The organism is Zafaria sp. Z1313 (assembly GCF_050563205.1).
In the GTDB taxonomy this organism is placed as follows: domain Bacteria; phylum Actinomycetota; class Actinomycetes; order Actinomycetales; family Micrococcaceae; genus JAZDCJ01.
The window spans coordinates 242067-263828 of record NZ_JBNWUK010000001.1 but is presented as its reverse complement, the minus strand read 5'-3'; the positions used below and the strand labels follow the sequence as shown (position 1 = coordinate 263828).

Here is a 21762-nt window from a genome sequence, read left to right as displayed (position 1 = left end):
GATGGAGGAACCGGCCACGATGGGGAGGACTCCCCATGCGCTCCGGGGCGCCGGCCGGGAGCCGGCCCGGCTCAGTCGAGATCGAGGGCGGATCCCCGGCCCGGGGCGAGCACGACGGGGTTGATGTCGCCGAAGCCGCGCACCTGGGTGGTCTCCTGCGGCTGCAGGACGAACCGCTCGTCGTCGGCGAGCGTCGCGGCCGTCAGCGAGTCCGTCAGGACGGTCCCCGGCTCGGCCAGGGCCGTGAGGCGCGCCGCCAGGTTGACGGTGGGGCCGTAGACGTCACCGAGCCGGGACAGAATGCGGCCCCAGACCATCGACACGCGCGTGTTGGGCAGCACCTCGTCGCGGGCGAACTCCTGCGAGAGGGTCAGCGAGATCCGGGCCCCGGCCTGCGGGGTCTCGGCGACGAAGAGGACCTCGTCGCCGATGGTCTTCACGAGCCGGCCGCCGCCGACGGAGATGATCTCCGCGCACTTGTTCTCGAAGCGCTGCACGAGCTGCGCGAGGGTGCGCTCGTTCATCCGGCGCGAGAGGCTCGTATAGGAGACGAGGTCGGCGAAGCCCACGGCGCGGGCGAGGGGCAGGGGGGCGTCGTCCTCCGAGCCGTCCCGTCCGGCGCTCGAGGACGCGAGCCCGGACTCGGCCCGGACGCCGAGCCGGTGGACGGCGGCGTTGAGCTGGCGCCGCCAGGAGTAGACGAGGATCTCCTCCATGGGCCCGATGAGGTCCGGCAACAGGCTCACGAGCCGGCGGCGGGCCTCCGGGTCGCTCAGCCCCTCGTTCTGCACCATGTCCTCGACGAGGGCCTCGATCTGCCACACGACCATGCGGTCGGTCATCTGGCCGATCGCACGCGTGATCGAGATCGCGGCCTCCTCCGTGAGCAGCCCGCTGCGGACGTTGCCGACGATCGTCAGGAGCGCCTCGCGGTCGCCCTCGGTGAACGCGACGTCGTCGTCCCCCAGGTTGGGGAAGCCCAGCGCCCTCCACAGCTTGCGCGCGCTGAGCAGCGACACGCCGGCCCCGGCGACGACGTCACGCCGCCTCAGGGTGCGTTCGGCGCCGAGCAGGCGGCGTTCGAGGTCCTTCGCGGACTCCTTGACGGCCTCGCGGGCCAGACCCTGGGCGAGCGGCAGCGCCCGGGTGAACGGCCCCGCCTCCTCGCTGAGCCGTCCGGGCGTCTCCGCGACGTGGTCTCCGGTTCGTCCGCCCGCGGCGTCGGCGGCTTGCGCCGGGGCGTCGGGTGCGGCCCAGGACCCGTCGGCCGCTTGCTGCCCGGCGGCCGGATCGTCGGCCTGCCCTGCGGCGTGGCGGCCCCTGCCCGGAGCGGGCTCGGGGATGATCGGGAGCGCGGAGGCCTCGGTTCCCACCACGGGAAGAGGAGCGGTCGCGGGAAACGGCTCGTGCCCGTCCCCGTGCCGTGAGTCAGCCATTCCCCGTCCAATCCATGTGTTGTTCAGTCTCCAGTTCTACACCATCGAACATGACGGTCCGGGGCAGGGCCTCGATGGCGTCGTAGACGAGATCGCGCAGCCGGTGCACGTCCGGCATGTCGCGCAGCACGGCGCTGCCCTGGGCCGTCGCGAGCGAGAGGTTTCCCGCGCCGCTGCCGCGCCTCATCAGGGACTGGCGGACGTAGACGGCCTGGACGAGCACGAGCGGGACCTCCCACTGCCGCCGCGACGAGAGGCCGCGCCGGAGCACGACGCGCCGGTTCGTCAGGTACGTCCACGTGCGGATCCAACGCCAGGCCGGCCACGCACACCACCACAGCACCAGCAGGGCACCGAGGACCGCGGTCGCGGCGGGCAGCACCTCGCGCAGCTGCGAGACCGGTTCGGGAAGCCCGTCGCGGCTCAGCCATCCGAGGGCCGCCGTGGTCGCCGGGACCAGCAGGAGCAGGACGACGACGGGGCGCGCCAGGACCGCGGGATGCGCCCGCGTCTTGGCGATCACCCGCTCGCCCTCGGCCAACCTGATCCGCACGTCCCGGCTCCTCCCGCTCTCGCTCCAAGTCTAGGCGGGCCCGGCGGCCCCGGGCTCAGGCATAGCGTCCGTCGGCACGGCGCAAGTGGACGACGTCCCCGGCCCGGACCACCTCGCGGCCGCCGCCCGCGAGCGCCAGTCCGAGTCCGCCGTCGTCCTCGAGGGAATCCGCCGTGCCCTCGAGGACGACGCCGCCCGGCAGCTCGGCGCGCACGGCCGCCCCGAGGGTCGCCATCCGCGCTGCCACGGCGTCGCGTAGACCGGCCGCCGGGTCCGCGCCGTCGGAGAGGAATCCCCGGTAGAGCCGGGCGGTGGTGCGCAGGTACGCGGTGAGCACCGCGGTGGTGCCGGCCGTGGCGCCCTCGAGCGCCAGGCTCGTGGCGGTGGGCACGGGCAGCTCGTCGGCGGTGAGCAGGACGTTGACCCCGGCGCCGACGACGACGGCCGGGAGCGGTCCGGCGGGGACGAGCTGCGCGAGGATGCCGGCGACCTTCCGCCCGCCGACGAGGACGTCGTTGGGCCACTTGACGCGGGCGTCGAGGCCCGTGCAGTCGCCGATCGCCTCGGCGAGCCCGAGCGCGCAGAGCATGGAGAGCCAGCCGTAGGACTCCGCGGGCAGCGGGGCCCCGCCGAGGGAAGGCCGGAAGAGGACCGAGACCGCGAGCGAGCTGCGCGGCGGCGCGGACCACCCGCGCTCGAGCCGGCCGCGCCCCGTGGACTGGAAGTCGCTCGCGAGCACCGACAGGTCCGGCCACGCACCCGGCTCCGAGCCGGCAGCGGCGGCGAGGTCGGCATTGGTCGATCCGGTCTCGGCCACGGTCTCGATGCGGGCGTACGGTCCGTCGGGCGCCAGCAGGGCACCGCGGAGGGCGTCGGCGTCGAGGGGCGGGCGCTGGGGGGTCGCGTTCATGGACTCCAGACTAGGCGCTCGGGGCGCGGGCCTCAGAGGAAGATGTCGGGAACGAGCGGCGCCCCGGCCGGTCCGGAGCGGTAGGCCTCGAGGTCGGTGATCCCCTCTTCCGCGAGCACCTGCTCGTCGGTGAAGAAGTTCCCGGTGCAGCCGGAGGCGGGACGGGCCAGGACGGCCACGGCGGCGTCGGCGACGATCTGAGGCGTGCGGGCGGCCTGGATGAGCCGCTCGCCGCCCGGCATCGCCCGGATGGCTGCCGTGTCCACGAGCGTCGCGGGCCACAGGGAGTTCACGGCGATCCCGTCGGCGCGCAGCTCCTCCGCGAGGCCCAGGGTGGTCAGGCTCATCCCGTACTTGGCCATCGTGTACGCGAGGTGGGCCCCGGCCCACTTCGGGTCCAGGTTCAGCGGCGGGGAGAGGGTGAGGATGTGGGCGTTGTCCGAGGCCCGCAGGGCGGGGATCGCGAGCTTGGACAACAGGAACGTGCCGCGGACGTTGATGTCCTGCATCAGGTCGTAGCGCTTCATCGACACGTCCGGCGTCGAGGAGAGGTCGATCGCGGACGCGTTGTTCACGACGACGTCGATCCGGCCGAAGCGCTCGAGCGTGGCGTCGACGGCACGCTGGACGTCGTCGTCGCTGCGGACGTCGCCGACGAGGGCGAGCGCGCCTCCGCCGGCCGCCTCGATCGCGGCCGCCGCGGTGTGGACCGTTCCCTCGAGGGTGGGATGCGGCGCGTCGGTCTTGGCCATGAGGGCGACGTCGGCCCCCTGGCGCGCGGCGGCCACGGCGATGGCCAGGCCGATGCCGCGGCTGCCGCCGCTCATCAGCACGGTGCGGCCCGAGAGCGGGCCGGAGGGGGCGTCGGATGCGTGGGGGTGTTCGCTCATGCGGACTAGGCTACGCGAGAACCGCAGCAAATGTTACCCGTGGGTAATAACGGTTTCCGCGCGGCAGCGGGCCCACGGGGCGGGGGCTATTTTGTAGGGTTCCTACAGCGGGCGCCTCAAAACGGCTCACTAGACTGGCGAGGACGGCATGCGCGTTGTGCCATTCCTACGACATCCACCAGACGGGAGCCACCGGCATGAGCGAAACCGGCACCGAGGTCAAGGCCGCGGCGATCGACCTGAGCACCACGGCGGGAAAGATCGCCGAGTTCCGCCGGCGCGAGGCACTGTCCCTGCTGCCGTCGGGCCAGGAGGCCGTCGACAAGCACCACGCCCGCGGCAAGAACACGGCCCGGGAGCGGATCGCCATGCTGCTCGACGAGGGCTCGTTCGTGGAGTTCGACGCCCTCGCCGTGCACCGCACCTCGGCCTTCGGCATGGAAAAGAAGAAGCCGCTCGGCGACGGCGTCGTCTCCGGCTACGGAACGGTCGACGGGCGCCAGGTCGCCGTCTACTCCCAGGACTTCTCCGTCTACGGCGGATCGCTGAGCCAGGTCAACGGCGAGAAGATCGTCAAGGTCCAGGAGTTCGCGCTGCGCAACGGCTGCCCCGTGGTCGGCATCAACGACGGCGGCGGCGCGCGCATCCAGGAAGGCGTCGCCTCGCTGGCCATGTTCGCGGACATCTTCCGCAACAACGTCCACGCCTCCGGCGTCGTCCCCCAGATCTCCCTCATCATGGGCCCGTGCGCCGGCGGCGCCGCCTACTCCCCCGCCCTGACCGACTACGTCGTCATGGTGGACAAGACGAGCCACATGTTCATCACCGGCCCGGACGTCATCAAGACCGTCACGGGCGAGGAAGTGGACATGGAGACGCTCGGCGGGGCGCGCCAGCACAACTCGACGACGGGCACGGCGAGCTACCTCGCCTCCGACGAGGCCGACGCAATCGAGTTCGTCAAGGAGCTCCTGGACCACCTCCCCTCCAACAACCTCACCGAGCCGCCGGTCGAGGACTTCGAGGAGGAGCCCGAGCTCACGGCGGCCGACCTCGAGCTCGACGCGCTGATCCCCGACTCCGCGAACCAGCCCTACGACATGCGCACCGTGATCGGGCACATCGTCGACGACGGCGCCTTCCTCGAGATGCAGTCCCTCTACGCGCCCAACGTGATCATCGGCTACGCCCGCGTCGAGGGCCGCAGCATCGGGATCGTCGCCAACCAGCCCATGCAGTTCGCCGGCACCCTCGACATCGCCGCCTCGGAAAAGGCCGCCCGCTTCGTGCGCAATTGCGACGCGTTCGGCCTGCCGATCCTGACGCTGGTCGACGTCCCCGGCTTCCTGCCCGGCAAGGACCAGGAGTTCCAGGGCATCATCCGCCGCGGCGCCAAGCTGCTCTTCGCCTACGCCGAGGCCACGGTCCCGAAGCTGACCGTCATCACGCGCAAGGCCTACGGCGGCGCCTACATCGTCATGGGCTCCAAGAAGCTCGGCGCCGACATCAACCTCGCCTGGCCGACGGCGCAGATCGGCGTCATGGGGGCCCAGGGCGCCGTCAACATCCTCTACCGCCGCGACCTCGCGGCCGTCGAGGCCGCCGGCGGCGACGTCGAGGCGCGGCGCACGGAGATCATCGAGGGCTACGAGGCCGAGCTGCTCAACCCCTACCAGGCCGCCGAGCTAGGCTACGTCGACGCCGTCATCGCCCCGTCGGACACGCGCCTGCACGTCGTCCGCGGGCTGCGGGCCCTGCGCGACAAGCACGCCTCGCTTCCGGCCAAGAAGCACGGCAACATGCCGCTCTGACCATCCCCACCCCGAAAGGAGAGACCGTGCAGCACGGAAACGGCACCACCGACGCGCCGGAGCAACCGCTCCTGCGCGTCGTCAAGGGCGAGCCCACGCCCGAGGAACTCGCGGCGCTCACCGCCGTCGTCCTGGGGCTCGGGGCCGACGACGCCCCCGGGGACGCCCCGGCGCCGGGACGCCGCGAGCGGCTCCGCGGCCAGGTCCGGCGCGGCCGCCAGCTCCCGGCGATGCCGGGCGCGTGGCGCAGCGGCCGCTTCTAGCGCCGCGGGTCGGACCCGGAGGATCCCGCCGGCACAAGCCTTCAACACAGGCTTCACATCGCGGTAGGGTTCTCCCATGACCCACATCACAGCCGAGGGCGGCCGCACGCCCACCGCCATCGACGCCGTCGCCGACGCCTACTTCGCCCGCCTCCTGGAGCTCGCCCCCGACTTCGCCACGACGCTCGGAGTGCCGGGGCGGGAGACGGAGTACTCGGACCTCTCCCCCGAGGGCGTCGCGGCCTTCGACGCCGCCGCGCGCGAGGCGCTGGCCGCCCTCGAGGGGCTCGAGCCCGTCGACGCGATCGACCGCACCACCCTGGACGCGATGCGCGAGCGGCTCGGCCTCGAGGTGGAGATCCACGCCACGGGCATCACCGAGCTGAACAACATCGCCTCGGGCTCGCAGGAGATCCGCGCCGTCTTCGACCTCATGCCCACCGACACCGAGGAGCAGTGGGGACACATCGCGGGCCGCCTCGCCAACGTCCCGGCCGCCCTCGAGGGCCTGACGGAGTCCTACCGCAAGAGCCTCGCCGAGGGCCACGCCCCGGCCAGGCGCCAGGTCGAGATCGTCATGGGCCAGGCCCGCGACTACGCCAAGGACGGCGGCTTCTTCAGCGCCCTCGCCGCCGACGCCGACATCGACGGCGAAGCCGTCGCGCCGGAGACGGCAGCGCGCCTCGCCGACGGTGCCGCCGCCGCGTCCGCAGCCTATTCCGCGTTCGCCGGATTCCTCGAGCGGGAGCTCCTGCCCTCGGCCCGGGAGAAGGACGCCGTGGGGCGCGACTACTACGCGCTCATGTCCCGCCGCTTCCTCGGGGCGGCCGTGGACCTGGAGGAGACCTACCACTGGGGCGTCGAGGAGCTGGACCGGATCATCGCCGAGCAGGAGCGGGTCGCGGAACAGATCAGGCCCGGCGCCTCGATCGAGGAGGCCAAGGCCGTCCTCAACGCCGATCCGGCCCGCCAGCTCAAGGGCACCGATGCGCTCAAGGCCTGGATGCAGTCCAAGAGCGACACCGCGGTGCGCGAGCTCAAGGGCGTCCACTTCGACATCCCCGAGGCCATGGAGCGCCTCGAGTGCCTCATCGCCCCGACCCAGGAGGGCGGCATCTACTACACGGGCCCCTCCGACGACTTCTCGCGGCCGGGCCGCATGTGGTGGTCCGTCCCGGCCGGCGAGGACGAGTTCACGACGTGGGCCGAGACGACGACCGTGTACCACGAGGGCGTCCCGGGCCACCACCTGCAGGTCGCCACGGCCACGTACCGCAAGGACACCCTGAACAACTGGCGGCGCAACGCCTGCTGGGTCTCCGGCCACGGGGAGGGCTGGGCCCTCTACGCCGAGCGGCTCATGCTCGAGCTCGGCTACCTCTCCGACCCGGGAGAGCACCTGGGCATGCTCGACATGCAGCGGATGCGCGCGGCCCGCGTCGTGTTCGACATCGGCGTGCACCTCGAGCTCGAGATCCCGCCGCGCTGGGGCGAAGGGACCTGGACCGCCGAGAAGGGCTACGACTTCCTTGCCCGCCACCTCGACATCTCCGAGGGCCAGTTGAAGTTCGAGTTCACCCGGTACCTCGGCTGGCCCGGCCAGGCGCCGTCCTACAAGGTCGGCCAGCGGCTCTGGGAGCAGATCCGCGACGCCCGGCGCGAGGCCGAGGGCGAGGCGTTCGAGCTGCGCGCGTTCCACACCGAGGCGCTCAACCTCGGATCGGTCGGCCTGGACACCCTGCGCCGGGCCCTGCTTCCGGCCGGCTGATACCGGCGCGGCCCCGCCGTCGTTCCCCCGGAGGACGACGGCGGGGCGCCGCGAGAGCTTGCCCACACCCTCTGGGCACGCGGAGGGCCGCGAACCGCGCGGAGCCGCGGATCCGGGCAGTCCGGCCCGGCGCGCCGGACCCGGCCCGGCGTCACACTTCTCAATCTCGGATCGCCGGGGCGTAGGGTGCGCGCCTACCGTCCCCGGGTGACTACTCAATCCACCGCACCCCGGCGCCTGCCCCGCTGGATGACCTCCTTCGGCCCGCAGATCATCGCCGCCCTCGTCCTCGGCGTCGCCCTCGGACTCCTGGCCCGTCAGGGCGGGCACACCGCCGACGCCCCGACCGCGCTCGGCGAGACGCTGTCCGTGATCGGCTCGAGCTACGTCAGCCTCCTGCGCTCGGCCGTGATCCCGCTCGTCTTCTTCGCCGTCGTCGCCTCGATCGCCAACCTCTCGCAGCTCGCCAACGCGGCCCGGCTGGCGTGGAAGACGCTGCTCTGGTTCGCCATCACGGCCTTCGTCACGGTCGTGATCGGCATCGCCCTCGGGATCGTGCTCCGCCCGGGCGCCAACACGGGCCAGGAGGCGCCGGCCGAGTACACGGGCCGGACCGGCGACTGGTGGGCCTTCCTGACGGGCCTCGTGCCGGGCAACTTCCTGGGCCTCGGCGCGAGCTCCAGCGTCGCCGACTCGGGCGCCGTCACGACCTCGGTGAGCTTCAACGTCCTGCAGGTCCTCGTCATCGCCGTCGCCGTCGGCATCGCGGCCCTCAAGGTCGGGCGCGCCGCCGAGCCGTTCCTCGCGTTCAGCGCCTCGATCCTCGCCGTGATCCAGAAGGTGCTGTGGTGGATCATCCGGATCGCGCCGATCGGCACGGTCGGGCTCATCGGCAACGCCACCGCCACCTACGGCTGGGACACGATCGGCGCCCTCGGCCGCTTCACCGCAGCCGTCTACGCGGGACTGGCCCTGGTCCTGTTGGTCGTCTACCCCGTCCTCGTCCGCGCCCACGGGCTCGGCGTGCGCCAGTACTTCACGGGCGTCTGGCCCGCCGTCCAGCTCGCCTTCGTCTCCCGCTCCTCGATCGGCACGCTGCCGCTCACGCAGCGCGTGACCGAGCGGAACCTCGGCGTGCCGTCCGGCTACGCGGCCTTCGCCGTCCCGCTCGGCGCGACGACCAAGATGGACGGCTGCGCCTCGATCTACCCCGCCATCTCGGCCATCTTCGTGGCCCAGTTCTTCGGGATCGAGCTGGACCTCGGCCAATATCTGCTCATCGCCCTCGTCTCGGTCCTGGGATCCGCGGCGACCGCCGGGACGACGGGCGCCGTCGTCATGCTGACGCTGACCCTGTCCACGCTCGGCCTGCCGCTGGCCGGCGTCGGCCTCCTGCTCGCCGTGGACCCGATCCTGGACATGGGTCGCACCGCCGTCAACGTCGCGGGCCAGGCCCTCGTCCCGGCGATCGTCGCGAAGCGCGAGGGCATCCTCGACATGGAGCTCTACAACGCGCCCCGCGGCGGCGACCCGTTCTCCGACGACTCCGCCCCGGCGCGGGAAGCGGGAGCCGAGGCCAACGCGGAAGCCGAAGCCGCCTCCACCCGCTGACCCGGGACGCCGTCCCACGTCGTCCCATCCCGGCACCGCGGCGCCGCGCCTTCCCCCGAAGGCGCGGCGCCATCGTCGTACCCGGTCCCCGGCGGCCCGGCGCAAGCGCCTGCCCGCGCCGGGGTTGACGCACGCCACGCTCCCGGGAATTGCACGGCGTGCAAACTTGCACGTAGTGTAACTTCGTGACCTCCTCCCCCGCCGCGGCACGCGTCAATGCGACCTCGCGCCGCGAACAGAACAAGATCGCCACGCGCGACGCCATCGCCTCGGCCGCCCTCGAGCTCCTGCGCTCCGAGGGATTCGAGGGCCTGACCGCCGACCGCGTCGCCGAGGCGGCCGGCGTCTCCCGCCGCACCTTCTTCAACTACTTCCACTCCGTCGAGTCCGCCTTGAACGTGCCGACAGAGCTCTTCCTCCAGCAGGCGCTGCAGCGGATCGACGACCAGGGCGAGGGACTCTCCATCATCTCCGCGGGCGTCGAGGCCATGCGCGGGCTCGCGGACCTCGAACACCTCGCCCCCGTCGCGGAGCTCTTCGCGCTCGCCGCCGAGGGTACGCAGCTGAACCGGCTCCAGCTCGAGGCCTGGCAGGACTGCGCCGACCAGCTCCTCGCCGCGATCGGCGAGCGCTTCCCGAGCGCGGACCCCCTGGGCTCCACGGTCTTCGCCCACACCATCATGGCGGCGGGCAAGGCGGCCTTCACCCATTGGCAGCGCACGCACGGCCGGGACCTGTCCGAGGCCTCGCTCCGCTCGCTCCAGGGCTACCTCGCCGAGGCCCTCGCACTCGTCGGCGACGGCTTCACGCAATTGACGGGGCAGCGCCCCTCCGCCCCCGCACACGGACAGGAGTCCTAGGACATGGCCACCTTCCTCTACCGCATCGGCCGCCTCGCCTACCGGCGCCGCTGGTGGTTCGTCGCCGTCTGGGCGACCCTCCTGCTCGGCGTCGGCGCGGCCGCCGGCGCCTTCATGGGCACGCTCTCGAACACGTTCACGATCCCGGGCACGGAGACCCAGCGCACCCTGGACCGGCTCAAGGACGAGCTCCCCGAGGCCGCGGGCGGCACGGGCTCGATCGTCTACCGCACCCTGGACGGCACCGCGTTCACGGCCGAGCAGGAGCGGGCCGTGAGCGATGCCCTCGCCGAGCTCGAGCGCCTCGGGGACGTCTCCCAGGTCAACGACCCCTTCGAGGCCCAGCGCCAGCTCGACGAGGCGGCACCCGCCGTCGAGGAGGCGCGACAGCAGCTGGCCGACGGCCAGGCGGAACTCGAGGACGGGCGCGCGCAGCTCGAGGACGGGAGGGTCCAGCTCGCCGAGGGCCGCACGGAGATCGAAGACGGTCGCACCCGGCTCGCCGAGGGCCGGGCGGAGCTCGAGGACGGGCGGGCGCAGCTCGAAGCGGGCCGGGCCGAGCTCGCCCAGGGCCGGGCGGAGCTCGGTTCCGCCCGTGCCGAGTTGAATGACGGCCAGGCCAGGCTCGACGCCGGCAAGGCCGAGATCGCGCAGGGTCAGAGGCAGTACGACGCCGGAGCACGGCAGATCGCGGACGGCCGGTCCCAGCTCGCTGCCGGTGAGCGCCAGCTCGCCTCGAGCGAGTCCCGGCTGAAGCAGGGGCGCGCCGGGTTCGAGGCCGGAGTCGCGGAGCTCACCGGGGGCCTCGGCGTCGATACCCTGACCGAGGTTCCGGGGGCCATCCAGGAGCAGCGCCAGTTCCTCGACGACTCGGAGGCCGCGCTCGACGCGGAGCAGGCGGCGCTCGAGGAGCAGAAGGCCGCGCTCGAGGACGCCGGCCTGCCCGTTCCCCCGGCCCTCGAGGCCGGGCTCGAGCAGATCGCCGCCGCCCGCGCCGAGCTCGCCTCCGGACGCGCCGCGCTCGACCAGGCCCACGCGGGCCAGCAAGAGCTCACCGCCGCGGGGCGCCAGCTCGACGCCGGGGAGAAGGAGCTGGCCGCCGGGCGCGCCACGCTCGCGGAGAAGAAGAAGGAGCTCGACGCCGGGGCGGCCGAGCTGGCCGCCGCGAAGCGCAAGCTCGACGCCGGGCGGGCCGAGATCGCGGCCAACGAGCGGCGCCTCGCCGCGGGCTGGTCCGAGCTGGCCCAAGGCCAAGCCAAGCTTGACGCCGGCGCCGCCGAGATCGCCGCGAACGAGGAGAAGCTCGCGGCCGGCGAGCGCGAGATCGAGGAGAACGCGGCCAAGCTCGCGGCGGGCGAGGCCCGCCTCGACGCGGAGGAGGCCAAGCTGCCCGACGCCGAGCGGCAGCTCGGCGAGGGCGAGGCGGAACTCGCGGACGGCCGGGCGCAGCTGGCGCTCGGCGAACGCCAGGCGGCCTCGACCCAGGGCATGCGCTTCGTCTCCGAGGACGGCTCCACGGCCGCGGTCCACGTGACGTTCACGGGCCAGGCCGACGCCCTCACCGCCGACGTCCGGGAGGAGATCCAGCGCGTCGCCGGGGCGCCGTCCGCCGTCGGCGTGGAGGCCCTGTACTCGAAGGAGATCGTCCAGGACATCTCCGAGGTCTTCGGCGTGGCGGAGATCATCGGCATCGCGATCGCCGCCGTCGTGCTGCTCGTCATGCTGGGGACGCTCATCGCCGCCGGCCTGCCGCTCGTGATGGCCGTGCTCGGCGTCGCGATCGGCGCGGGCGGCACGCTGGCCCTGTCCTCCGTCGTCGACATGGCCTCCATCACCCCCGCGCTGGCCCTCATGCTGGGCCTCGCCGTGGGGATCGACTACTCCCTGTTCATCGTGCACCGCCACCGCCGCCAGCTCCTCGACGGCATGGAGATGCAGGAATCCATCGGCCGGGCCAACGGCACGAGCGGCAACGCGGTGGTCTTCGCCGGCCTGACCGTGATCATCGCCCTCGCGGCACTGGCCGTGCCGGGCCTGCCGTTCCTGACGGTCCTGGGCCTCTCGGCCGCCTTCACCGTGGCCGTCGCGGTCGCGATCGCGACGACGTTGACGCCGGCCCTGCTCGCCATCATCGGCACGCGCCTGATCAGCAAGCGCGCCTGGGCGAAGGCCGCCGCGCCGGGCGCTGCCGCCTCGCGCCACCAGAACGACGACGGGGCCCGCGGCTGGGGCGCCCTGGTGACGCGCCGCCCGGTGGTCTCCGCCGTCGCCGGCACGCTGCTCCTGCTGCTCGTCGCCCTCCCGGCGCTCGGCCTGCGGACCGCCCTGCCGGACGGCAGCGCGGAGGCCGAGGGCTCGAGCGCGCTCGCGGCGTACGAGACCATCAGCGAGACCTTCGGCGGCGGCTACAACGGCCCCATGCTGGTCCTGGCCGACCTCCCGGCCGGCCTCGACGAGGACGGCGCGACGCACGCGGCGCTCGACGTGGCCGACGAGCTGCGGGAGATCGACGGGATCGTCGCCGCCGTCCCCGGCCTGTTCAACCAGGACCACACGCTCGTGGTCCTGCAGCTGATCCCCGAGGAGGGGCCCGCGAGCGAGGCCACCGAGCAGCTCGTGCACACGATCCGCGACGCCGCCGGTGCCATCGAGGAGTCCACGGGCGCGCAGATCGCCCTGACGGGACAGGTCGCGGCGCAGATCGATGTCTCGGAGAAACTGGCCTCCGTGCTCCCGGCCTACCTCGGGATCGTGATCGGGCTCTCGCTCGTGCTGCTCCTGCTGGTCTTCCGCTCCGTCGTCGTGCCGCTCCTGGCCACCGCCGGGTTCCTGCTCTCGCTCGCCGCGGCCTTCGGCGCCACGGTGGCGGTGTACCAGTGGGGCTGGCTCGGCGGGGTGTTCAACGTCCACACGCCGGGACCGATCATGAGCTTCCTGCCGATCCTGCTCACGGGCATCCTGTTCGGCCTCGCGATGGACTACCAGGTGTTCCTCGTCTCCGGGATGCGCGAGTCGTTCGCCCACGGCGAGGATCCGCGGGCCGCCGTGCGCTCGGGCTTCTCCCACGCGGCGCCGGTCGTCACGGCCGCGGCGCTCATCATGACGAGCGTCTTCGCGGGATTCGTCTTCTCCCACCTGACGATGATCCGCCCGATCGGCTTCGCCCTCGCCGTGGGCGTGCTCGTGGATGCGTTCGTGGTGCGGATGACGATCACCCCGGCCGTGATGCACCTCCTCGGCGCCAAGGCCTGGTACATCCCGCGGTGGCTCGACCGGATCCTGCCGGACGTCGACGTCGAGGGCGCCAAGCTCTCCGCGGTGGGGCCGGCCGCGCCCGGGCCGCGCGGCGACGGCGGACCGGGCTCCGGGCCGGACGGCGGCCCCGGCGGGGACGGGGGACCGGACGGGGACTCCGACGGCGGCAACGACTGGTTCCCCTTCGACGAGGAGTCCGCGACGCCGGCCCACGGGACGGCTAGGGTTCAGGCATGAGCCATGACAGCGACACCGCCGGCGAGGCGCTCCTCGTCCTCGCCTCCGCCTCGCCCGGACGGGCCCGCATCCTGCGCGACGCGGGGATCGGCTTCGACGTCGTCGTCTCCGACGTCGACGAGGACGCCGCGCTCGCCGCGGCCGTCCAGCTGCACGGGCCCCTGGATCCGCACGACACGGCACTGACGCTGGCCCGGGCCAAGGCGGAGGCCGTCGCGACGCTCGACGCGGCCGACGGCGCCGTCGTGCTGGGCTGCGACTCCGTGTTCGAGTTCGACGGCGAGGCGTTCGGCAAGCCGTACACGGCCGAGGTCGCGACGCGGCGCTGGGAGGCCATGCGCGGCCGCTCCGGCGTCCTGCACACGGGCCACTGGCTCATCGACAACCGCTCCACCGAAGAGGACGACGGCGGAACGGGGGCGACGCTCGGGGCCGTCGCCTCGGCGACCGTGCACTTCGAGGACGTCTCCGACGCCGAGATCGAGGCCTACGTCGCCACGGGCGAGCCGCTGCCGTGCGCGGGGGCGTTCACGATCGACGGGCGGGGCGCCGCGTTCCTGCGCGGCATCGAGGGCGACCCGCACGCCGTCGTCGGGCTATCCGTCTCCACGCTCCGCTCCCTCCTGGCCTCCGCGGCCCTCGGCGTCACGGAGCTCTGGGTCTCCGAAGAGCGCTGACTTGTAGGGTCCCTACAAAGATTCGCCGGCGACGCACGGCTTGGGCGGGGATACTGCGTTGAAACCCCACAAGCGCGGGTAGGCTCCTTTCAGTTAAGCGAAGGAGAACACACCGCCATGGCCCGTTTGAGCAAGGTCCTGATCGCCAACCGCGGAGAAATCGCCGTCCGCGTGATCCGCGCGGCCCGCGACGAGGGCATCGCCTCGGTCGCCGTCTACGCCGAGCCGGACCGCGAGGCGCTCCACGTCCGGCTCGCCGACGAGGCCTACGCCCTCGGCGGCTCGACGGCCGCCGAGTCCTACCTGGTGATCGAGAAGATCCTCGCCGCCGCCGAGCAGTCCGGGGCCGACTCCGTGCACCCGGGCTACGGCTTCCTCTCCGAGAACGCGGACTTCGCGCAGGCCGTCATCGACGCGGGCCTGACCTGGATCGGCCCGCCGCCGGCCGCGATCGCCCAGCTCGGCGACAAGGTGCAGGCCCGACACATCGCCGAGCGCGTCGGTGCACCTCTCGTGCCCGGCACCAAGGACCCCGTCACGAGCACCCGCGAGGTGCTCGAGTTCGCGGACCACCACGGCCTCCCGCTGGCCATCAAGGCCGCGTACGGCGGCGGAGGACGCGGCATCAAGGTCGCCCGCTCCCGCGAGGAGATCCCCGAGCTCTACGAGTCGGCGGTCCGCGAGGCCACCGCGGCGTTCGGCCGCGGCGAATGCTTCATCGAGCGCTTCCTCGATGCCCCGCGCCACGTCGAGACCCAGTGCCTCGCCGACGCCCACGGCACCGTCGTCGTCGTCTCCACGCGCGACTGCTCCCTGCAGCGCCGCAACCAGAAGCTCGTCGAGGAGGCCCCCGCGCCGTTCCTGAGCGACGAGCAGAACCGGCGTCTCTACGAGGCCTCCAAGGCCATCCTGCGCGAGGCCGGATACGTCGGCGCGGGCACGTGCGAGTTCCTCGTCGGCCAGGACGGCGTCATCTCCTTCCTCGAGGTCAACACGCGCCTGCAGGTCGAGCACCCGGTCACCGAGGAGGTCACGGGGATCGACCTGGTCCGCGAGCAGTTCCGCCTGGCCCGCGGCGAGGAGCTCGGCTACCTCGACCCCGAGGTGCGCGGCCACTCCTTCGAGTTCCGCATCAACGGGGAGGACGCGGGCCGGAACTTCATGCCGGCGCCCGGCACGCTGGCGACCCTTCGCTTCCCGAGCGGCCCGGGGGTCCGTGTGGACACGGGCGTCGAGGAGGGCGAGTCCGTGTCCGGGAACTTCGACTCGATGATCGCCAAGCTCATCGTCTCCGGCTCCACCCGGGCCCAGGCCGCCGCGCGGGCCCGGCGCGCCCTGGATGAGCTCGTCGTCGAGGGCATGCCGACGGTCGTGCCCTTCCACCGCGCCGTGATGGCGGACGAGGCGTTCGTGCCGTCCGAGGGCCCGTTCAGCGTGCACACCCGCTGGATCGAGACGGCGTTCGAGAACACGATCCAGCCCTGGTCGCCGACGGGCGCCGACGAGGCCGAGGGCGCCGGCGAGCGCCGCAAGGTCACGGTCGAGGTCGGCGGCAAGCGCCTCGAGGTGGTCCTTCCCGCCGGGCTCGGCGGCTCGTCCAACGGACGCGCCACGGCCAAGCCGAAGAAGCGGCGCGGCCTGCGCTCCGGCGCCTCCGCCGGGGCGTCCGGGGACGACCTCGAGTCGCCCATGCAGGGAACCATTGTCAAAGTCGCCGTCGCGGACGGGGACCAGGTCTCGGAGGGCGATCTGATCGTGGTCCTCGAGGCCATGAAGATGGAGCAGCCCCTCACGGCCCACAAGGCCGGAACGGTGTCCGGGCTGAGCGCAGCACCGGGGGAAACCGTGTCCGCGGGCGCCGTCCTGGCCACGATCAGCGACTGACGCCTGGCGGGGACCCACCAGGGGGGAGGACGACGGCGGTGCCGGCACCGCCGTCGTCCTCCCCCTTTCGCGCGCCCTCCTCGACCCGGATTGATTCGTCTAGCGAACCACCCACCCGATTGTCAAATCCGATCCTTTACAAAGATTCCCGGACGAACGATAGTTAACCCCACTCGGGGGAAAACCCGTCCATGGCTTGGGGCCGTTGACGGGACGAGCTCTTGGGGATCACCCGGCCACCGGGCGAAAAAGCGCCCTCGGCCGACGCTCAATGGGGAGTTAAAAGTGAAGAAATTGGGGAGGGGACCGGTATCACCGGCCCGAAAACTGGGGGTGTTCGCGGCTGCCACGGCATTGATAGCCACGGGCGCACTCGCACCACTCGCAGCGGCAACCGCCGCACCACCTCCAGGACAGGACTTCAACGTCACGCAGGGCGACCTGGAATTCATCATCAAGCAGATCGACATCGCCGAGGACCACGCCAAGCAGTGGACCCGCAACCAGGACGCCTCGCCCTTGTGCGACACGGCTTCCCGCCAGTTCCACATCAATTCGCAGACCTACACCGACCAGCGCGGCCTGAACGACTCCGATCGCGGCTACTGCGTTGGAACGGCGACCATGCCGTACGGCCTGCGGACCGTGGACGGCCGGTGGAACAACCTGCTGCCGGGCCAGGACGGCTACGGAACCGCCAACCGGGTGTTCCCGCGGCTGCTGACACCGGACTACATCACCGCCGGCCCGGTGCCGTTCGGCATCCCCGGGAATCCCTTCGGCACCCCCGGCACCATCACGAGCTACGAACAGACCGACGGATTCGTGTTCGACACCCGTCCGCGGACCATCTCCAACCTCATCGTCGACCAGACCACGGCCAACCCGGCCGCGGTCGAGGTCATGGACCGCGTCGACGGCGCAGGGGTCGAGAACGGGGCCGTCATTCGGCGCCTTGCGGGCGAAAACCGCTATGGCACGGCGGCGGTCATCAGCCAGAGCAACTTCGATGCGGGCGTACCGACCGTCAACATCGCCAACGGTGAGAACTTCCCCGACAGCCTCGCTGCCGGGCCGGCGGCGCGTTCGGACTTCGCGCCCCTGCTGCTGGTCCGGCCGGGAGTGATCCCGCCGGAGACGGCGGCCGAACTGCTCCGTCTGGAACCGCAGAGCATCACGATCGTCGGTGGGACGGGCGCCGTGTCGGTGACCGTCGAGTCCCTCCTCGGAAACTACACCGAGGGTGCGGTCAACCGGGTCGCCGGCGCCGACCGCTACGAGACCGCGGCGGCGATCAGCGCCCATGCCTTCAATCCCGGCGTCGGACGCGTCTACATCGCCTTCGGCGGGAACTTCCCCGACTCCCTCGCGGCGGCCGCTCCGGCCGCCCGCGACGGACACCCGATCCTCCTGACGCGGCCGGGGGTCCTGCCGCCCGCGACCATCGCCGAGCTGCAGCGCCTGCAGCCGCAGGAGATCGTCATCGTCGGTGGACCGGGAGTCGTCACTCCGGCCGTCCAGACCGCCCTCGGCGCGTTCACGACCGGGACGGTCACCCGGCTCGCCGGAATCGACCGGTACGAGACGATGCTGGCCATCTCCCAGGCCAACTACCCGGACACGACCACGACGGTGTACATCGCCATCGGGACGAACTTCCCCGACGCGCTTGCCGCGGCTCCGGTCGCGGGACTGCGGGAAGGCCCCGTCCTGCTGAGCCGCCCCGGAGCCACCCTGGATCCATCGCTGGTCGCCGAGCTCCAGAGGCTCAACCCCGACCGGGTCATCCACCTGGGCGGTACGGGCGTCTTGACGACGGCCACCGAGACCCAGATCCGGAACCTGCTCGAGGGAACCCACATCCAGATCCCGGACATCGCCACGGACGAGGGCCTCTCGGCCTCCGCGACGAGCCTGTTCGTGATCTTCGGGCAGTTCTTCGACCACGGGCTCGACCTCATCAACAAGGGCGGCAACGGCACCGTCGTCGTCCCGCTGAACCCGGACGACCCGCTGTACCGGCCCGGCGCGTCAACGAACTTCCTGACGCTGTCCCGCGGCACGATCGACGACACCGATGGCGGTCGCGAGCACATCAACCGCACGACGCCGTTCGTCGACCAGAACCAGACCTACACCTCGCACGCGTCGCACCAGGCGTTCCTGCGGGAGTACACGCTGGACGGGAACGGATCGCCGGTCCCGACCGGCCGGATCCTCAACGGCACGAACTCCGAGGGCGCGCCCGTGGAGGGCCTGCCCACGTGGGCCGACGTCAAGAAGCAGGCCCGCGACATCCTGGGCATCGACCTCGAGGACTTCGACGTCCTCGACGTTCCGCTCATCGCGACCGACCCCTACGGGCATCTGCTGCTCGGCCCCGAAGGCCGCGCGCAGCTGGCCTTCGAGGACGGCAACGGCGGCACGGAGCTGCGGGAGGCCGGGGTTCCCCTGGCCCTCAATGGCCCGGAGGACGGCCTGCTGGAGACGACGGGCCTGACGGCGAACGCGTCCTTCCTGGACGACATCGCCCACGGCGCCACGCCGGGACCCGACGTCCCGGACCCCGCCGATCCGGACGGACCGACGATCCCGGGCTACGACAACGTCGCCCTCGACGCCCACTTCATCACGGGCGACGGCCGCGGCAACGAGAACATCGGCCTGACCGCCGTGCACCACGTGTTCCACGCCGAGCACAACCGGGTCATGGACCAGATCCAGGATGTCCTGGAGACGGAACTGGCCGTCGACGGCAACGAGAGCGGGCAGGAGCTCCTCGAACGCTTCGAGGCCGACGGCTTCTGGAACTACGGCGAGCGGCTCTTCCAGGCGGCCCGGTTCTTCACCGAGATGCAGTACCAGCACCTCGTCTTCGAGGAATTCGCCCGCCGGATCCAGCCGAACATCGACACCACCGTGCTCAACGAGAACTCATACCAGCCGGACGTCGATTCCGCCATCGTCGCGGAGTTCGCCCACGCGGTCTACCGTTTCGGCCACTCGATGCTCCGCGAGTCGGTGCCGCGGGAGTACGACGGCGAGATCCACGAGATGGCGCTCTTCGACGCGTTCCTCAACCCGGCGGCGTTCAACACCGCACCGGACGGATCGGGAACGATCCTGACGGCGAACGAGTCCGCCGGCGGCATCATCAAGGGCCTGGCCAACCAGACCGCCAACGGTGTCGACGAGTTCGTGACCCACGTGCTGCGCAACCAGCTGCTCGGCCTCCCGCTCGACCTGGCGACCATCAACATGGTGCGCGCCCGGGAGACGGGAACGCCCGGACTGCAGGCGGCACGCGCGACGATCTTCGCCGAGACCCGGGATCCGCAGCTCGAGCCCTACGAGAGCTGGGAGGACTTCCGCCTCTCGATGAAGAACCCCGAGTCGATCGCCAACTTCATCGCGGCCTACGGCGTCCATCCGACGCTGCCGGAGACCGCGACGCTCGCCGAGCGGCGGGCGGCCGGCACGGCCCTCTCCCTCGACGAGGCGTTTATGAACGCCCCGGCCGCGGAAACAGGGCTCAGCGGCGTGGACCTGTGGATGGGCGGCCTCGCCGAGAAGCCGTTCGTCTTCGGCGGCATGCTCGGCTCGACGTTCAACTACGTCTTCGAGAAGCAGCTCGAGGACCTGCAGAACGGCGACCGGTTCTACTACCTGACGCGTAATCTGGGCAACTCGCTCTTCCACACGCTGGAGGCGAATTCCCTGTCCCAGATCGTGCTCCGCAACACCGATGCGGACCGCGTGCCGCACGACGTGTTCGCGGCCCCGCAGATCACCTTCGATCTGCGCGACTCGCAGGCCGAGCTCAACGCGGCGGGCCTGACCGGCAACGCAGTCGACGGCTGGCGCTTCACGGAAGGCGACCACGTCACCATCCAGGGCACCGACGGAAGCGACGGCACCGTGGGCCACGACATCATCCGCGGTGGCCTCGGCGACGACTCCATCTGGGGCCTCGCGGGGAACGACCGGATCGAGGGCGACGACGGCAACGACGCCATCATGGGCGGCGACGGCGACGACATCCTGACCGACCTCCACGGCGACGACAGGATCCAGGGCGAGGCCGGCAACGACGCCATCAACGGCGGTCCCGGCATCGACGACCTGCTCTTCGGCGGATCGGGCACCGACTACATCCTGGGCGGCCATGACGCCTCCACGGTGTTCGGCGGCCTGGACGACGACTTCATCCTCGGCTCCTCCGGACGCGACAACCTCCGGGGCGACGAGGGCGACGACTGGATCGACGGCGGCAACAACGCCGACCTGCTCGTGGGCGACCTCAGCAACACGATGCAGAACGATCCGGGCCTCTACCACGGCGGACACGACGTCCTCGTGGGCCGGACCGGCAACAACGACCACGACGCCGAAGGCGGCGACGACATCATGGTCGGCGGCCCGGGCACCGACCGCTTCGGCGGCATGCTCGGCTTCGACTGGGTGACGTTCGACGGCAGCACGCGTCCCGTCGTGGCGGACATGGACACGATCATGATCGTGCCCGGTCCGGAGTCGGCGATCATGTCCCGCTACCTGCAGGTCGAGGGCTGGTCGGGCGGCTTCGGCAACGACGTCGTCCGCGGCAACAACAACGTGGACGCGTTCGTCGATCCCGAGATCAACCAGCTCGGTTACGGGCACCGGCTCACGGAAGAGCACCTGAACCGCATCGGTGGGCTGCGGGACCTGCTCACCGGAGGTGCCCAGGACTACTCGGAGCGGTTTATGGTCGGCGCTCCGTTCACCGACGAGGACATGAACAACAACATCCTCCTCGGCGGACCCGGCAACGACCTGATCGAACCGCGATCCGGGACCAACTTCATCGACGGCGACGCCTGGCTCGACGTCGCGGTGAGCGGCCCCGACGGAAACAACGGGACGCTCGTGACGAACAACGTGGGCGACTTCCAGAACCTGATCTTCTCGGGCCAGATCAGCCCGGCTGATCTGGAGATCGTCCGCCAGCTGCAGAACGTCGACGCCGCGCTCAATGGCACCGACACCGTCCTCATCGACGCACCGCGCGCAGACTTCACCATCACGCGCAACGTAGATGGAGTCGTCGTCGTGGCAAGCATCGACAATCCGGAGGAGAACACGCACTACCTCCGCAACGTCGAGTTCATCCAGTTCGCGGATGAGCCGCCGATCGACACGGCAACGCTCGAGGTGACCGACCTCACGCCGCTGACCGTCACCACCAACGACATCGGCACGCCGGCCGAGGGCGACACCCTCACGGCCACGGTCGACGTCGACGGCCCGGCGGTCTTCGAACTCCAGGTCATCGCCCTGGACGGAGCCGGCAACGAGGTCGCGATCACGACCCAGAGCAACGACTCGGGCGAGTTCGAGATCGGCGCGACGGAGGACGGGCAGCAGGTCCAGGTCGTGTCGGTCGTGGCCACGGACGACGGCCCCCAACAGGGGGTCTCGGACGCGAGCAGCGGCGAGACCAGTGAACTGGACTCGACGCCTCCGACGCTGGGAGCCGGAGCGGACTTCTGACCCGGGTGGTGGGGGGGGGGGGGGGGGGGGGAAAACCCGACCCCCCCCACACCCCCCACTAAAGCCCATCCCCTC

General features: G+C 71.6%; 13 protein-coding genes. 9 read left to right on the top strand and 4 right to left on the bottom strand.

All coding sequences use genetic code 11. From position 1 onward, the window contains the following. Window positions 1–71: 71 nt before the first annotated feature. The 4 genes from ACQ3I4_RS01195 to ACQ3I4_RS01180 are packed head-to-tail and all read right to left on the bottom strand — an operon-like array spanning window position 72 to window position 3789. Window positions 72–1436, bottom strand: coding sequence for an adenylate/guanylate cyclase domain-containing protein (locus ACQ3I4_RS01195; RefSeq protein ID WP_430632659.1), 1365 nt, complete (start codon window positions 1434–1436; stop codon window positions 72–74). Then, a complete protein-coding gene (locus tag ACQ3I4_RS01190) occupies window positions 1429–1989 on the bottom strand; it encodes a PH domain-containing protein (protein WP_329859829.1) in 561 nt (186 codons plus the stop codon). Before ACQ3I4_RS01190 ends, ACQ3I4_RS01195 begins: the two co-directional genes overlap by 8 nt. A 55-nt stretch (window positions 1990–2044) precedes the next feature. Further along, window positions 2045–2899, bottom strand: coding sequence for a biotin--[acetyl-CoA-carboxylase] ligase (locus tag ACQ3I4_RS01185; protein WP_329859828.1), 855 nt, complete (start codon window positions 2897–2899; stop codon window positions 2045–2047). A gap of 32 nt (window positions 2900–2931) precedes the next feature. Continuing rightward, on the bottom strand, window positions 2932–3789 hold the full coding sequence (locus ACQ3I4_RS01180; RefSeq protein WP_329859826.1) for an SDR family oxidoreductase: 858 nt from the start codon (window positions 3787–3789) through the stop codon (window positions 2932–2934). A gap of 197 nt (window positions 3790–3986) precedes the next feature. Here ACQ3I4_RS01180 and ACQ3I4_RS01175 point away from each other — a divergent pair, with 197 nt between their 5' ends. The 9 genes from ACQ3I4_RS01175 to ACQ3I4_RS01135 all read left to right on the top strand — a co-directional run bounded on the left by ACQ3I4_RS01175 (window position 3987) and on the right by ACQ3I4_RS01135 (window position 21687). Further along, window positions 3987–5600 (top strand): acyl-CoA carboxylase subunit beta, encoded by a 1614-nt coding sequence (locus tag ACQ3I4_RS01175; protein ID WP_329859825.1) that lies wholly within the window; start codon window positions 3987–3989, stop codon window positions 5598–5600. Window positions 5601–5626: 26 nt separating this feature from the next. Next, the gene (locus tag ACQ3I4_RS01170) at window positions 5627–5863 is read left to right on the top strand and encodes an acyl-CoA carboxylase subunit epsilon (protein WP_329859824.1); all 237 of its coding nucleotides are present in this window, start codon (window positions 5627–5629) and stop codon (window positions 5861–5863) included. A gap of 76 nt (window positions 5864–5939) precedes the next feature. Continuing rightward, window positions 5940–7631, top strand: a complete 1692-nt coding sequence (locus ACQ3I4_RS01165; protein ID WP_329859822.1) for a DUF885 domain-containing protein — start codon at window positions 5940–5942, stop codon at window positions 7629–7631. Between the two features lie 249 nt (window positions 7632–7880). After that, window positions 7881–9242 (top strand): dicarboxylate/amino acid:cation symporter, encoded by a 1362-nt coding sequence (locus tag ACQ3I4_RS01160; RefSeq protein WP_329859906.1) that lies wholly within the window; start codon window positions 7881–7883, stop codon window positions 9240–9242. Window positions 9243–9427: 185 nt separating this feature from the next. Beyond that, on the top strand, window positions 9428–10102 hold the full coding sequence (locus ACQ3I4_RS01155; protein WP_430632658.1) for a TetR/AcrR family transcriptional regulator: 675 nt from the start codon (window positions 9428–9430) through the stop codon (window positions 10100–10102). Between the two features lie 3 nt (window positions 10103–10105). After that, on the top strand, window positions 10106–13594 hold the full coding sequence (locus tag ACQ3I4_RS01150) for an MMPL family transporter (protein WP_430632657.1): 3489 nt from the start codon (window positions 10106–10108) through the stop codon (window positions 13592–13594). Then, a complete protein-coding gene (locus ACQ3I4_RS01145; protein WP_329859819.1) occupies window positions 13591–14271 on the top strand; it encodes a Maf family protein in 681 nt (226 codons plus the stop codon). The genes ACQ3I4_RS01150 and ACQ3I4_RS01145 overlap by 4 nt, the downstream gene beginning before the upstream one ends. A 117-nt stretch (window positions 14272–14388) precedes the next feature. Further along, complete coding sequence (locus tag ACQ3I4_RS01140; protein ID WP_329859818.1) at window positions 14389–16155, top strand: acetyl/propionyl/methylcrotonyl-CoA carboxylase subunit alpha; 1767 nt, start codon at window positions 14389–14391, stop codon at window positions 16153–16155. 333 nt (window positions 16156–16488) lie between these two features. Next, window positions 16489–21687: a peroxidase family protein gene (locus tag ACQ3I4_RS01135; RefSeq protein WP_430632656.1), complete on the top strand. Its 5199-nt coding sequence runs from the start codon at window positions 16489–16491 to the stop codon at window positions 21685–21687. Window positions 21688–21762: the final 75 nt, after the last annotated feature.

What these genes read in the sequence shown, in the direction of transcription:
- ACQ3I4_RS01160 (WP_329859906.1), top strand. Translation starts at nt 7,881, where the DNA reads ATGACCTCCTTCGGCCCGCAGATCATCGCCGCCCTCGTCCTCGGCGTC.
- ACQ3I4_RS01145 (WP_329859819.1), top strand. Translation starts at nt 13,591, where the DNA reads ATGAGCCATGACAGCGACACCGCCGGCGAGGCGCTCCTCGTCCTCGCC.
- ACQ3I4_RS01185 (WP_329859828.1), bottom strand. Translation starts at nt 2,899, where the DNA reads ATGAACGCGACCCCCCAGCGCCCGCCCCTCGACGCCGACGCCCTCCGC.
- ACQ3I4_RS01175 (WP_329859825.1), top strand. Translation starts at nt 3,987, where the DNA reads ATGAGCGAAACCGGCACCGAGGTCAAGGCCGCGGCGATCGACCTGAGC.
- ACQ3I4_RS01140 (WP_329859818.1), top strand. Translation starts at nt 14,389, where the DNA reads ATGGCCCGTTTGAGCAAGGTCCTGATCGCCAACCGCGGAGAAATCGCC.
- ACQ3I4_RS01165 (WP_329859822.1), top strand. Translation starts at nt 5,940, where the DNA reads ATGACCCACATCACAGCCGAGGGCGGCCGCACGCCCACCGCCATCGAC.
- ACQ3I4_RS01195 (WP_430632659.1), bottom strand. Translation starts at nt 1,436, where the DNA reads ATGGCTGACTCACGGCACGGGGACGGGCACGAGCCGTTTCCCGCGACC.
- ACQ3I4_RS01150 (WP_430632657.1), top strand. Translation starts at nt 10,106, where the DNA reads ATGGCCACCTTCCTCTACCGCATCGGCCGCCTCGCCTACCGGCGCCGC.
- ACQ3I4_RS01180 (WP_329859826.1), bottom strand. Translation starts at nt 3,789, where the DNA reads ATGAGCGAACACCCCCACGCATCCGACGCCCCCTCCGGCCCGCTCTCG.